Origin of the sequence: Micromonospora matsumotoense, assembly GCF_900091525.1 — a bacterium.
Classification (GTDB): domain Bacteria; phylum Actinomycetota; class Actinomycetes; order Mycobacteriales; family Micromonosporaceae; genus Micromonospora; species Micromonospora matsumotoensis.
In genome coordinates this window covers 490,843-504,300 of sequence record NZ_FMCU01000001.1, presented here as the reverse complement: position 1 = coordinate 504,300, position 13,458 = coordinate 490,843, and the positions used below count along the sequence as shown (strand labels likewise).

At 72.6% G+C, this 13,458-nt stretch carries 11 protein-coding genes; 5 read left to right on the top strand and 6 right to left on the bottom strand.

Annotated features, from left to right (window positions below; genetic code table 11):
- Nucleotides 1-38 precede the first annotated feature (38 nt).
- From qcrC to GA0070216_RS02140, 4 genes are all read left to right on the top strand, one after another.
- Complete coding sequence (gene qcrC / locus GA0070216_RS02155) at nucleotides 39-872, top strand: cytochrome bc1 complex diheme cytochrome c subunit (RefSeq protein ID WP_091237731.1); 834 nt, start codon at nucleotides 39-41, stop codon at nucleotides 870-872.
- A 67-nt stretch (nucleotides 873-939) separates the two neighbouring features.
- Nucleotides 940-2,025, top strand: coding sequence for a cytochrome bc1 complex Rieske iron-sulfur subunit (qcrA, locus tag GA0070216_RS02150; protein ID WP_091237728.1), 1,086 nt, complete (start codon nucleotides 940-942; stop codon nucleotides 2,023-2,025).
- On the top strand, nucleotides 2,022-3,647 hold the full coding sequence (qcrB, locus tag GA0070216_RS02145; protein ID WP_091237725.1) for a cytochrome bc1 complex cytochrome b subunit: 1,626 nt from the start codon (nucleotides 2,022-2,024) through the stop codon (nucleotides 3,645-3,647). Before qcrA ends, qcrB begins: the two co-directional genes overlap by 4 nt.
- 222 nt (nucleotides 3,648-3,869) lie before the next feature.
- Entirely contained in the window at nucleotides 3,870-4,547 is a 678-nt protein-coding gene (locus GA0070216_RS02140; protein ID WP_091237720.1) for a DUF4142 domain-containing protein, read from the top strand.
- 223 nt (nucleotides 4,548-4,770) lie between these two features.
- Here the strand turns inward: GA0070216_RS02140 and GA0070216_RS02130 are convergent, their stop codons facing one another.
- The 6 genes from GA0070216_RS02130 to GA0070216_RS02105 form a co-directional block, all read right to left on the bottom strand.
- A complete protein-coding gene (locus GA0070216_RS02130; RefSeq protein ID WP_091237714.1) occupies nucleotides 4,771-5,058 on the bottom strand; it encodes an Lrp/AsnC family transcriptional regulator in 288 nt (95 codons plus the stop codon).
- Nucleotides 5,059-5,979: 921 nt separating this feature from the next.
- Complete coding sequence (locus GA0070216_RS02125) at nucleotides 5,980-6,594, bottom strand: hypothetical protein (RefSeq protein WP_141722995.1); 615 nt, start codon at nucleotides 6,592-6,594, stop codon at nucleotides 5,980-5,982.
- A 23-nt stretch (nucleotides 6,595-6,617) separates the two neighbouring features.
- Nucleotides 6,618-7,475 (bottom strand): sugar phosphate nucleotidyltransferase, encoded by an 858-nt coding sequence (locus GA0070216_RS02120; protein WP_091237707.1) that lies wholly within the window; start codon nucleotides 7,473-7,475, stop codon nucleotides 6,618-6,620.
- Entirely contained in the window at nucleotides 7,472-7,993 is a 522-nt protein-coding gene (locus GA0070216_RS02115) for an NUDIX domain-containing protein (RefSeq protein ID WP_091237704.1), read from the bottom strand. The genes GA0070216_RS02120 and GA0070216_RS02115 overlap by 4 nt, the downstream gene beginning before the upstream one ends.
- Before the next feature lie 66 nt (nucleotides 7,994-8,059).
- Complete coding sequence (locus tag GA0070216_RS02110) at nucleotides 8,060-9,847, bottom strand: RelA/SpoT family protein (RefSeq protein WP_091237700.1); 1,788 nt, start codon at nucleotides 9,845-9,847, stop codon at nucleotides 8,060-8,062.
- Nucleotides 9,848-9,975: 128 nt separating this feature from the next.
- Entirely contained in the window at nucleotides 9,976-11,733 is a 1,758-nt protein-coding gene (locus GA0070216_RS02105) for a DEDD exonuclease domain-containing protein (RefSeq protein WP_091237696.1), read from the bottom strand.
- Nucleotides 11,734-11,860: 127 nt separating this feature from the next.
- On the opposite strand from GA0070216_RS02105, the gene GA0070216_RS02100 reads away from it, so the two are divergent.
- Nucleotides 11,861-13,327, top strand: coding sequence for an NYN domain-containing protein (locus GA0070216_RS02100; RefSeq protein WP_091237693.1), 1,467 nt, complete (start codon nucleotides 11,861-11,863; stop codon nucleotides 13,325-13,327).
- The last annotated feature ends 131 nt before the right edge of the window (nucleotides 13,328-13,458 follow it).

Below are 13,458 nucleotides of genomic sequence, written 5' to 3'. Positions count from 1 at the left end.
CCCCTGAGACAAGGTCCAACCGGTTAAGGACACAGGTCATGACTTCTGACAACGACCGCCGACGCGGTCTGCTCGCGCGCCTGCGCGGGCGGCCCGCGGCGCGCAGCAGGGGCCGCCGCCGGCTGGGCGCGGCGTTCCGGCTGATCGCCGCGTTGACGCTGGCCGGCGGCGCCTACACCGTCTTCGCCCCCGGCGTGCAGGCGCAGGAAAACCCGCCGCTGACCGGCGCCGCGGCCGAGGGCCGGGCGCTGTTCGACGTGAGCTGCGTGACCTGCCACGGCCGCAACGCCCAGGGCGTCGAGGGTCGTGGCCCGAGCCTGATCGGTGTCGGCTCCGCCTCGGTGGAGTTCCAGGTCAGCAGCGGTCGGATGCCGATGGCCCGGCAGGAGGCGCAGGCCATGCGCAAGCCGCCGGTCTTCACCGACGAGCAGGTACGCCAGCTCGGCCAGTACATCCAGGAGCTCGGCGGCGGCCCGCAGGTCCCGCAGGGCAACCTCCGCGAGGGTGCCAACCTGTCCACCGGTGGCGAGCTGTTCCGGATCAACTGCTCGCAGTGCCACGCCTTCGGTGGTGGCGGCGGCGCGCTCTCCTCGGGCAAGTACGCCCCGAGCCTCGCGCCGGCCAGCGACGCGCAGATCTACGCCGCAATGCTCAGCGGCCCGCAGAACATGCCGGTGTTCGGCGACAACCAGATCACCCCGGAGCAGAAGGCGGACATCATCGCCTACATCCAGGAGTCCCTGAAGGCCGACCAGGACCAGGGCGGCTTCAACCTCGGCCGGTACGGCCCGTCCACCGAGGGCCTGGCGATCTTCCTGGTGGGCATCGTCGCGCTGGTCTTCGCGAGCCTGTGGATTGCGGGCAAGTCGTGACCGGGCGGATAGTCAACAGCATTGCCGTGGTGCCGTGCGCCGGCACCGCCCGTAGCGAGGTGACGGCATGAGCACCCAGACCGAGCAGCACGCCCCGCAGGGTCGGGAGCCGCTCGACGTCCACGACCCCCGGCTCTCCCGGTTCGACATCGTCACCGAGGGCGCCCGCCGGGACGACATCGAGATCGTCCACTACGAGGAGCAGGTCGTCCCGGGCAGCAAGGCCGAGCGCCGGCTGACCCGTACGGTCGCGGCGATGTTCCTGCTCACCGGCCTGGCCGCCACGGCGTTCCTGGTCGTCTACATCTGGTGGCCCTGGGAGTACGAGCCGGGTCGCGGCGGTGACAAGTGGTACACCCCGCTGCTCGGCCTCACCCTGGGCGTCGCTCTGCTCGGAGTCGGCTTCGGTATCCTCACCTGGGGCAAGAAGTTGCTGCCCAAGGAGGTCTCGATCCAGGACCGGCACGACGGTCCCGGGTCGTCGGAGGACCGGAAGATCACCGGCGAGACCATGCTCTACCTGGCCGACGAGATGGGGGTACGGCGTCGTCCGCTGCTCGGTGTCTCGCTGGTCGCCGGTCTACTGCCGGTCGGTGCGGTCGCCGCGGCCCCGCTGATCGGTGGCCTGATCTCCAACCCGCACAAGAACAACCAGATGTTCACCACCGGCTTCGCGCCGGCCGAGGGCAAGAAGATCCGGCTGGTCCGCGAGGACGGCCGGCCGATCCGCCCCGCCGACGTCAGCGCCGGTGGCCAGCTGACCGTCTTCCCCGGCATCGAGCACGGCGTGAGCAACAAGCACGCCGACTCGCCGACGCTGCTGATCCACCTGCGGGAGACCGACGCGGAGAAGTCCCGGCAGGCCAACTCGCGGGTCGGCCACGGTGACTACATGTGGGGCAACTACGCGGCGTACTCCAAGATCTGCACGCACGCCGGCTGCCCGGCGAGCCTGTACGAGCAGCAGACCAACCGGCTGCTCTGCCCGTGTCACCAGAGCCAGTTCCTGATCACCGACAACGCCCGTCCGGTCTTCGGCCCGGCGAGCCGGCGGCTGCCCCAGCTGCCGATCGAGGTGGACGAGGAAGGCTTCTTCGTGGCGAAGTCCGACTACACCGAAACCGTCGGCCCCGACTTCTGGGAGCGGCCATGAAGCGCCGAAAGTTTGACGTAGCAGCGGTGCCGGGCAAGGCCGCCGGGGGAGTGGACGACCGCTTCCAGGTCGCCACCCCGCTGCGCAAGCTGCTCAACAAGGTCTTCCCGGACCACTGGTCGTTCCTGCTCGGCGAGATCGCGCTCTTCTCGTTCGTCGTGCTGCTGCTGACCGGTGTCTTCCTGACCTTCTTCTACGAGCCGGCGATGACCGAGGTGGTCTACAACGGCAGTTACGCCCCGCTGCGGGGCACCCCGATGTCCGCCGCGTACGCCTCCAGCCTGGACATCTCGTTTGATGTCCGGGGTGGCCTGATCATGCGGCAGATGCACCACTGGTCGGCGCTGCTGTTCATGGCCGCGATCGTGGTGCACATGATGCGGATCTTCTTCACCGGCGCGTTCCGCAAGCCGCGGGAGACCAACTGGATCATCGGCTCGCTGCTGTTCTGGGTCGGCTTCCTGGCCGGCTTCTCCGGCTACTCGCTGCCGGACGACGGTCTGTCCGGCACGGGTCTGCGGATCGCCTCCGGCATCATGCTGTCGATCCCGGTGATCGGCTCCTGGGTCACCTCGTCGATCTTCGGGGGCGAGTTCCCCGGTGAGATCATCATCAGCCGGTTCTTCATCGCCCACGTGCTGCTGATCCCGGGTCTGCTGGTCGCCCTGATCAGCGCCCACCTGGGCCTGGTGTTCAAGCAGAAGCACACCCAGTGGCCCGGCCCCGGCCGGACCAACGAGAACGTGGTCGGCGAGCGGATGTTCCCGCGCTACGCGCTCAAGCAGGGCGGCTTCTTCATGGTCGTCTTCGGCGTGATCGCCCTGATGGGTGGTCTGTTCCAGATCAACCCGATCTGGTATTTCGGTCCGTACGAGGCGTGGGTGGTCTCGGCCGCCAGCCAGCCCGACTGGTACGTCATGTTCCTCGACGGCTCGACCCGACTGATGCCCGCCTGGGAGATCAACATCCCGATCGGCAACGGGTACGTCATCCCGCCGCTGTTCTGGCCGACGGTGGTGCTGCCGGGCATCCTGGTCGGGCTCTCCACGCTCTACCCGTTCGTGGAGGCCCGGCAGCTCAAGGACTACCGGCACCACAACCTGCTGCAGCGGCCCCGGGACGTCCCGGCCCGGACCGCGGTGGGCGCGATGGCCGTCGCCTTCTACATCGTGCTGACGCTTTCCGGCGCCAACGACGTGATCGCCGACAAGTTCCACATCAGCCTGAACGCGATGACCTGGGCGGGCCGGATCGGCCTGCTGATCGTCCCGCCGCTGGCGTACTACGTCACCTACCGGATCTGCCTCGGCCTGCAGCAGCACGACCGGGAGGTGCTGGCCCACGGCGTGGAGACCGGCATCATCCGCCGCCTGCCCGACGGCCGTTTCGAGGAGGTCCACCAGCCGCTCAGCGCCGCCGACGGCCACGGGCACGCCGAGTTGGACTACGTCGGCTGGGTGGTACCGAAGAAGATGAACCGGCTCGGGGCGCTCGGCCCGGCGATCCGGGGCTTCTTCTACCCGATCGAGAAGCCGGTCGAGGCGCCGGTCTCGCCGGGGCACCCGCCGGTGGAACCCCGCCCGGAGCGGGCGGAGATCGGCAGCGGCGAGTCCCGCCGCTGACCTCCCCGATCCACTCGACCGAGGCGCCCGCCGGAGGATTCCGGCGGGCGCCTCGTCCGTTGCCCGGCCTGCCTCGTCCGTCTCCGGTCCGGCGGGGGTCCGGTGCGGTGTCCGTTTCCCGGCCCGGTGGGCCGGCGCGACCGGACCCCAACGGGTGGAAAGCACAGGATTAACCCTCGCCAGCCGGGTATCCGTGCGGTCCAACGAAAACGGGGAGGAAACATGTTGGGTATCAAACGCCTGGGACTGCTGGCCACGCTGGCGGTGGTCGGCCTGGCACCCGCGGCTGCCGCGCAGGCCGCCGCGCAGCCGTCGGCGCAGGACACCCAGTACCTGCAGGCGGTGCACCAGGTGAACCTGGCGGAGATCGTCACCGGGAACCTGGCCCAGAAGAAGGGGCAGAACGAGCAGGTCAAGCAGTTGGGCCAGCAGTTCGTCACGGATCACACCCAGCTCGACCAGACGGTGCAGAGCACCGCGCAGCAGCTGAACGTGACCCTGCCGAACGCGCCGACGGCCGATCAGCAGAAGGTGATCGACAAGCTGAACGGCCTCAACGGAGCTGCGTTCGACAAGGCGTGGGTGACCGCTGAGCTGGCCGGTCACGTGCAGGCCATCCAGGCCACCCAGACGGAGATCTCGCAGGGCTCCGAGCAGTCGGTGGTCCAGTTGGCGCAGGACGCCCTGCCGGTGTTGCAGGCGCACTACGACGCGCTGGTGGCCCTGGCCCAGGAGTTGGGCATCCCGGTCCCGCAGACCAGCGCCAGCGGCACCGCGAGCCCCGGTGGCAGCGGTACGCCGGCACCGGGCGGCACGACCGAGTCCCCGGCCCCGGGTGGCACCACGGAGTCACCCGAACCGGGTGGCATCACCGAGACGCCCGCCCCGGACAACAGCTGACGTCTCGTACCACCTGATGGTGGCCGGTCCCCCGGGGCCGGCCACCGTCGTGCCTGCCGGTGCCCGCGACCGATGGCATCGGTCGGTGCTGGTCGGTGTCGGGTCGGCCGGTGCGGCGGTGCCGGTCGGCGTCGGGTCGGGCCGGTGTCGGGTCGGGCCGGTGTGGGGTCGGGCGGTCGACCCGGCGGTGCGCCGGCGTTGGCCGCCGTGCCGGTGACGTCGGTCAGTCGGCGCTGGCCAGGCCGATGGCGAACGCCTCCTCCAGATCGTGCTGGGAGTAGGCGCGGAAGGCGATGTGCGACTCGGTGTTGAGCACCCCGGGCATCTTGGAGATGCTGCCGGCGATGACCTCGGCGGTCTGCTCGAACTCCCGGACCCGGACGATGGCGATCAGGTCGACGTGCCCGGCCACCGAGTAGACCTCGCTGACGCCGGGCAGATTGGCCAGGTTCTCGGCCACCTCGGGGATCGAGTCGGTGGCGCAGTCGATCAGGACGATCGCGGTGATCACTGGACGATTCTCCGTTCGTCGTGCCCGGCGCGACGCCGGCCTGGTGTCGTTGACCATGCTAGTGCCGCACCCAGCTGCCTCTCCCGGTTGTCCCCGTCCCTCGCCCCTGCCCCCTGCTCCTCGCCCTGTCCCTCTGCCCTCTGCTCCTCGCCTCTGCTCCTCGCCTCTGCTCCTCGCCTCTGCTCCTCGCCTCTGCTCCTCGCCTCTGCTCCTCGCCTCTGGCCCTTGCCCCTGCCGTCTGCTCCTGATCTCGCATCTACTGGTTGCTCGACGTGTGGCGGAGGCGGGCGAATTGGCTGGTCGGGCTCCCCAGGTAGGGCTGGCGAGTGTTCGGGTGACGGCCGGCGAGCAATCCGGTAGGGGTCTGCTGCGAGCGCGCCAGCCCTCGGCGTGAACATCGGACGGAAGGGTGTATGCCTGCCGGGCACATTTATGCCAGCCAGGCATACGCGTCGCGCCACATAGTGTGGGTGGGGAAGGCTCGCCTACCCGCATGGCCCGCCGCTCGGACGAACCGCTGGCCTGCCCGGCCCGCGAAGCCCGAGGTCCGGAGGCGGTCTGCTGGCCTGCCTGGCCCGTGACGTCGTTGCCGAGGATTCACTGAACCCGGCAGCGGCGGGCTCGCCGCGAACGGCTGCTGTCGTGGCGCCCGAACGCGTGGGCCTGTCGGACCACCGATGACCGGACCGTCGCAATGTCGCTGTTCCAGCGTTATCCGAGCGAGTGGATACCGCAAGACCGGCGATTTCGAGTCGACCAAGACCGGGTTGGCGGCGGGACGAACCCGGGCGGGCCGCAGTGGTGGAGGGCCGGAATGGTGGAGGGCAGGGCGGCGGGCTGATCGGGGCGGTGGGTTGCGGGTGTGCCGGGCCCGGGTCAGAGCAGTTGCGGGTGTGCCGGGCCCGGGGTGCGGGGTGCGGGTCAGAGCAGCATGGTGCGCGGGTCGGCGGCCATGGCGCGCAGCCAACCGGCCGCCTCCGCCGCCCCCGGGCAGCGGGCGGTGTCCAGCGCGGCGGCCAGGGCGTACATCTCGGGGGGTGGGATGAGCAGGCTCTCCTTGCTGCGCAGCCCCAGCTTGACCGTGCCGGTGTCGGTGCTGACGGTGAGCACCGGGGTCCGGGTGACCGCGCCGGTGGCGACCAGCCCGCCGTCGCTGGAGACGCCGGTCTGCGCGATGGCCGTAGCGCGCAACGACACCGACCGGGCGGCCCGCAGGTCGACGGTCTTGGAGGCGAGCCTGACCACGGTGAGCCGGGTGCCCTCCAGCCAGGCGCCGGCCCGCACGACGCTCGTCACCAGCAGGCCGATGAGGAGCATGACGAGCCCGGCCGACAGGAGCGCGACGAGCGCCGGCACCGCCGTGCTGCCCGAGGTGTTGTTGCCGGCCGCCGCGTTCAGGCCGGTCCCGATGAAGGCGCCGACACAGCCGCAACCGACCGTCAGGATGGCACCCAGCACCAGCAACGACACGATGCGACCGGTACGGCCCGACCGGTAGCCGACCGACAGGGTGATCCGGGGGGCGGAAGGCTGCATGCTGGTGATTCTGACACCGGCGATCAAGGCCCGCCCGGTACGGCGGCCACGGTGAGGCCGTCGGCCCGGATCACGTCGCGCAGCCGTTCGTCCGGGCCGACCGTCGCGCCGGGCCAGACCACCACCCGCTCCACGTCGCCGCGCACCACCGCGCCCGCACCGACCACCGCGCGCCGGGCCCGGCCGGTCACGGTGGCGTCCGGGGCGATCAGGGCGTCGTCGCCGGCGGCGTGCAGGTTGGCCGCCAGGTAGTCGGTCGGGGTGCCGGTGTCGAAGAATGTGCCCGGGTACGGCACCACGGTCAGCTCACCGACCGCCTCGGCCGGCCGCCACACCGTGCGGACCAGGTCGCCGAAGCGGGCCGGCAGCTCCCGCACCCGGTGCCAGGGCAGCAGTGAGAAGCCGGTGAAGACGTGCCCGTCGAAGGTGCCGGGAGCGGTCGGGTCCGGGGCCGGCCGGCCGAGCAGCCGTACGGACCGGTGGTCCCAGCCGGCCAGCAGCGCCGCGATGTCCGGGCCCGGCGTGGCCCGGGGATCGGCCAGGTAGGCGTCGGCGTTGCCGACCAGCACCCCCCGGCCGGCGATCCAGTCCCGCAGGTTGCCCAGGCCCCCCGCGGTGCCCAGCGGATCGCCCGGCTCCACCGACAGGTGCGCCCGGTCGCCGACGTGCGCCACCACCTGGTCGGCGAGGTAGCAGGCGTTCACCGCGACCCGGTCCGCCCCGGTGAACCCGAGGCCGGCGAGCCGTGCCAGGGCCCGGTCCAGCAGCGACACGTTGCCGACCGGGCAGAGCGCCTTGGGCACCCGGGCGGTGAGCGGGCGCAGCCGGGTGCCCTCACCGGCGGCGAGCACCACCGCGCACAGGCCGTCCGGGGCGGTCACGTCGTCGGCTGGCCGGCCTGCGGCCCGATGCCGTAGTGGCCGAGCAGGTTGGCGGTGGCCCGGCTCAGCCGGGGCAGGTCGTCCAGCGGGTGCCAGGCCGCCTCGAAGACCTCCGCACCGTCCACCTTCAGCGTGGTGGTGGCGGCGGGCACCTCCGCCTCGAAGACCATGTCCACCCAGCCCCGGGCGTGCACCAGGGCGTTCGGCACGGCCGGGCGGAGCTGCTCCGGGGCGAGCCGCACCCCGGACTCCTCGTGCAGCTCGCGGGCCGCCCCGACGACCGGGGCCTCACCGCGTTGGAGCAGCCCGGCGGGCAACGTCCAGCTGTGCCCGGGGGGTTGGCGCAGCAGCAGGAGCCGGCCGGCCCCGCCGGCCTCGCTGTCCCGGACCAGGGTCACCGCGCCGACGACGTACTTGGGCCCGGCGAGCCGGACCAGGCGACGCCGCACCGAGACCGGCAGCCGGTAGAAGACCTTGTACGCGACGGCCCGGCCGGTGGCGCGGGAACGGAGGATCATGGCTCCAGGCTAGGCCGTCGGTGCGCTGTCGTGGGGTGCGGGGCGACCGGTCACCCGGCCAGGGACTCACTGTCGATGGTCGACCAGGTCGATGAGCTGACGGACCACGGTGTCCGGCTCGACCGCCCGGTCGAAGACCGCGACCAGCAGGGTCTCCAGGTCGGGGTAGCCGAGTTCCTCCGACAGCCGCAGCAACGGCAGGTCGCTGGCCAGCCCTCGGTGGTGCGTACGCAGCGCCAGGCCGATGGTGGCCCGCCCCAGGCGGACCTTGTCGGTGATCGAGATGCCGGGCTCGACGTGCTCGGTGAACCAGCGGCTGATCTGCATCTGCGCGTGCGGCGACTTGACGAAGTCGAGCCACTCGCGACGGGGGCCCCGGGGGGCGACGTCCGCCGCGAAACCGCTCTCCGCGTCGTTCTCCGAGTAGATCTCCACCACGTCGCCCTCGTCCAGTTCGGACGCCAGCGGGGCGAGCCGGCCGTTGATCCGCGCGGCGAGGCAGTGGTCGCCCCGCTCGGTGCCCAGCTCGTACGCCAGGTCGACCGGGGTGGCCCCGGCCGGGAGCACCACCTGCCGGCCGTCGGCGACCACCTGGATCTGCGCCTCGGCCAGGTCGCACCGCAACGACTGGAGGAACTGGGCCGGGTCGGGCGCCTCCTGCTCCCAGTCGAGCACCCGGCGCAGCCAGGAGAGCTGGTCGGTCTGGCTGCCCCCCGTGGCGGCGCGGGGGAAGCGGAAGTCGGCAGCCACCCCGTACTCGGCGCAGCGGTGCATCTCCCGGGTGCGGATCAGCACCTCGACCGTGCGGTCCTGCGGGCCGCAGACGCTGGTGTGCAGGGACCGGTAGAGGTTGTTCTTGGGGGAGGCGATGAAGTCCTTGAACCGGCCGGGGATCGGCCGCCAGCGCCCGTGCACCGCGCCGAGGGCGGCGTAACAGTCGGTGGCCGGGCCGTCCACCACGATCACGATCCGGGGCAGGTCGTACGGGATGGCGTGCCCGCCGGCCACGGTGTCCTTCCAGATCGAGTAGAGGTGCCGGGGGCGGACGCTCACCTCGGCGTCGACCCGGCTGCGGCGGAGCGACACCTTGGCCTGGGCCACCACGTCGTCGAGGTAGGCGTCCCAGCCGGGCCGGTCGTGCACGTGCCGGGCCAGCCGGGCGTGCTCGTCGGGCTCCAGGTGCAGCAGCACCACGTCGTCCAGGTCGCGCTTGAGGGTCTGGATGCCGAGCCGGTCGCAGAGCGGGACCAGCACCTCCTGGGTCTTGCGGGCGATCCGCTCCCGGGAGGCGGCCGAGCGGACCCCGAGGGTGCGCATGTTGTGCAGCCGGTCGGCCAGCTTGATGATCAGCACCCGGACGTCCTTGCCGGCCGCGATGATCATCTTGCGGATCGTCTCCGCCTCGGCGGCCTTGCCGTAGAACGCCTTGTCGAACTTGGTCACCCCGTCGACCAGGTGCGCCACCTCGTGCCCGAAGTCCTCGCTGAGCGCCTGGAGGGTGTAGCGGGTGTCCTCCACCGTGTCGTGCAGCAGCGCCGCGACCAGGGTGGTGGTGTCCATCCCGAGGTCGGCGCAGATCTGGGCGACCGCCAGCGGATGGGTGATGTACGGCTCGCCGCTCTTGCGGAACTGACCCCGGTGCATGTTCTCGGCGATCGTGTACGCCCGGCGTAGCACCGAGGCGTCCGCGTTGGAATGGATGCCGCGGTGGGTGCGGACGAGCTGGGTCACCGGGTCGGCGTCGTTGGCCGGCCAACTCAACAGGGACCGGAGCCGCCGGGTCAGGGGCAACTCACCCGGCTGGGCCGGGAGCGCACCCCCCAGGGCGGCGCCGTGTCCGGCGTCGACGTCCACGAGGGACACCTCCTCACCCCGGCTCCACGGTCACCGTCCCCGGCAACCGGAAGCAGGCCCACGAAACGGGCAGGACTGCACTCCCTTAACAGACTAAGCGAGGCGAGGTCGTCCGATCGGTCACTTGCTCATGGGCGTTCGGTCGAGAGTTGGTGGGACCCCCCGCCCTCGGCCTTCGCCAGCAGGTCACGGAACCGCCCCGCGCCGGCCACCGGGGACGACCAAACGGAGGTCATCTCGACCAGCCGGGTCTCCGGTCGCTCCAACCAGGACAGAATCCGCTCGGTCTCCTCGGCGGTGGCCCGGGGCACCGGACCGTGCCCGCCCGGCTCCACCGTCTCGGCGGTGGCCCGGATCGCGGTGATCGTCGGTCGCGGATGGACGCCCGGCGGGGACACCCCGGCGCCGGCGAGCCGCCCGTGCCGGACCAGCGCCAACTCCCAGCCACCCCCGGCGGCGGGCCGGGCGGCGGCCAGCTCGGCGATCCGGGTCAACGCGGCCAGCCGCTGCATCCGGACAGCGGCCCGCAGCACCGCCGCCAGCCGGGACCGCACCACCGCCGCCTCCTCGTAGCGCTGCGTGGTCGCCAGCGCCTCGATCCGGGCCAGCAGGGCGTCCACCACCACCTGCGGGTCGCTGGTGGTGGCGGTGCGGAACGGGGCGACCGCGCGGTCGTCGTACTCCTGCGGGGTGATCCGGTGCTCGCAGGGTGCCGGGCAGCGGCCCAGCTCGGCCAGCGCGCAGGCCGGCGTGATCGTGCGCAGCGACAGCCGGTGGGTGCACTGCCGTAGCGGCACCGCGTCGTGGAATCCGGCGGCGGCCAGCTCGGCGGCCTGTTTGGAGCGGAACGGGCCCAGGTAGGCGGTGTCGCCGGGGGCCAGGCCGCGCACCACCGACAGCCGGGGGTACGGCCCGTCGGTCAGCTTGAGCCACACCATCCGCTCCGGATACTTCGACCGGCGGTTGTACGGCGGCGCGTGCGCGGCGATCAACCGCAGCTCGCGTACCTCCGCCTCCAGCGGGTGGGCGCACTCCACCGCTTCCACCCGCTCGGCGGCGGCCAGCATCTCCGACATCCGGGCCCGCTTCTCGGCGGCGGTGAAGTAGCTGCGGACCCGGGTGGCGATGTCGCCGGAGGTGCCCACGTAGAGCGGCCGGTCGTCGGCGGCCCGGAAGATGTAGACCCCGGGTGCCTTGGGCAGCCCGTCGGCCAGGTGCCGCTTGCGCCGCTGGGTGGGGGTGACCGCCCGGGCGAACTCGATCGCCTCGCCGACCGTGTCGACCCGGTGCCCGCCGAGGCGGGCGATCAGCCCGTGCAGCACGTCCACCGTCGCCTTGGCGTCGTCCAGCGCCCGGTGGGTGGGTTGGGTGGTGGTACGGAAGTAGGCGGCCAGGGTGCCCAGCTTGCGGTTGGGCACCTCGTCGCGGCTGAGCACCCGGCGGGCCAGCGCCGCCGTGTCCAGCACCCGGGGGTTGGGCCAGCGGTAGCCGTGCTTCGCGCAGGCGGCCTTGAGGAACCCGACATCGTAGGGCGCGTTGTGGGCCACCAGCACGGCGTCGGCGATGAACTCCAGGAAACTCGGCAGCACCTCCTCGATCGGCGGGGCGGGGATCAGCATGGCCTGGGTGATCCCGGTCAGCACGGTGATGAACGGCGGGATCGGCACCCCCGGGTTGACCAGGGTGGCGAGCACCCCCAGCTCCTCGCCGCCGCGCACCTTGACCGCGCCGATCTCGGTGATCCCCCCGCCGTCGGGTGAGCCGCCGGTGGTCTCCAGGTCGACCACCACGAACGTCGTCGCATACAACGGCAGGGCCGGATCGACGCCGCCGGCCGACTGGTCCAGGCCGGCCAGGGTCTGCTGGACGTACTCCCCAGGTGCCACGGGCGGCAGGTTAACCGTTCGGTGCGACACTCCCGTCACCGCAGCCCCAGGGGCCCCTGCCGGCATAGGATGAGAGATCGGCTCACTCATCCGACGGTGGGCCCGGTCGCGGTGGGAGACTTGCCCCATGCCCCTCACCGAGCCGTACGACGACCACCTCCCGGAGGAGGGGTCGTCCGTCGCCGTGCCCGAGGCCGGCGGGGACTCGGGTGCGGGGGCGCCCGAGCCCGAGCCCACCCTGCCGGAGCCCGAGCCCACCCTGCCCGAGTCCGAGGCTGGCCTGCCGGAGCCGGAGCCCACCCTGCCCGAGTCGGTCCGGCAGCGGATCGTGGCGCTCACCGCCGCCGTCCTGCCCGGTCTGCCCGCCGACGAGGTGCCGGTGCCGCTGCGCCGGGTGGCGAAGTTCGCCCCGAACCGCCGGGCCCGGCTCGGAGGTTCGGTCATCGCCGCCCAGCTCACCGCCGACCCGCTGTTCCGGCAGCGGGTCACCGCCCGGGTGCTGGCCGACGCCGGTGACCTCGGCGCGGCCGTGGTCGAGGGCACCGCGCCGGCCGCCGCCGACCCGGTCGAGGTGGCCGCCCTGGCCTACCTGGTCCGACCCCGGGGCTGGCGGGAGCTGATCGACGCCAGCGGCGCGGCGGTCCGTGCCGAGGCGGACAGCGCGGTCGTCGCCGAGCTGGTCCGGGAGGCCGAGCAGCGGGCCACCCGGGCCGAGCACGACCGGGCGGTGGCCCGGGTCGAGGCGGAGAAGCTCCGCGACGAACTGGCCCGGGTCCGCGAGGAGCTGGGCCAGCTCCGGGAGGAGTCCCGGCAGCTCCAGCGCAGCCTGCGGGAGACCCAGACCCGGGAACGCCGGGCCAACGAACTGCTCGCCACCGAACGCGGCCGGGCCACCCGGGCCGCCGCCGACAGCGACGCCGAACTGCGCCGGGCGCGGGCCCGGCTGGCCGAGGCCGAGGCGGCGGCCGGGGTGGCCAAGGCCAGCGCCAAGGAGGCCCGCTCGGTCGACGACGCCCGGCTGTGGCTGCTGCTGGAGACGATCGGCCAGGCCGCCGTGGGGCTGCGCCGGGAACTGGCCCTGGACCCGGTGGACAAGCTCCCCGCCGACTTCGTGGCCGACGCCTTCACCGACGCCCCGGTCACCGCCCAGAGCGGGCCGGCCACCCGCGCCCGGGACACCGACGACCCGGCCCGCCTGGACCAACTGCTCGCCCTGCCCCGGGCGCACCTGGTCGTCGACGGCTACAACGTCACCAAGCGCGGGTTCGGTGAGATGTCCCTGGAGCAGCAGCGCAAACGGCTGATCACCGGGCTCGGCGGGATCGCCGCGCAGACCGGTGACGAGGTGACGGTGGTCTTCGACGGGGCGGAGCGGATGCACGGCCTGCCGCCCACCCCGCGCGGGGTGCGGGTGCTCTTCTCCCGCAAGGGCGAGACCGCCGACGAGCTGATCCGTCGGCTGGTCCGGGCCGAGCCGCCCGGCCGCCCGGTGGTGGTGGTCTCCTCCGACCGGGAGGTCGCCGACGGGGTACGCCGGCACGGGGCGTACCCGCTGGGCGCGGACTCGCTGCTGCGCCGGCTCGCCCGCTCCTGAGCGACGCGGACGGCGTCGGTGCGGTGGCCGTCGACCGGGGTGTGCGGGCACCGTCTCGGCGGCGAGCGCGCCGAACCGGGCGGGCGCGCTGCGGTACCCCGTGAGGAGGACCGGGCGGACGTCCGGTCCGG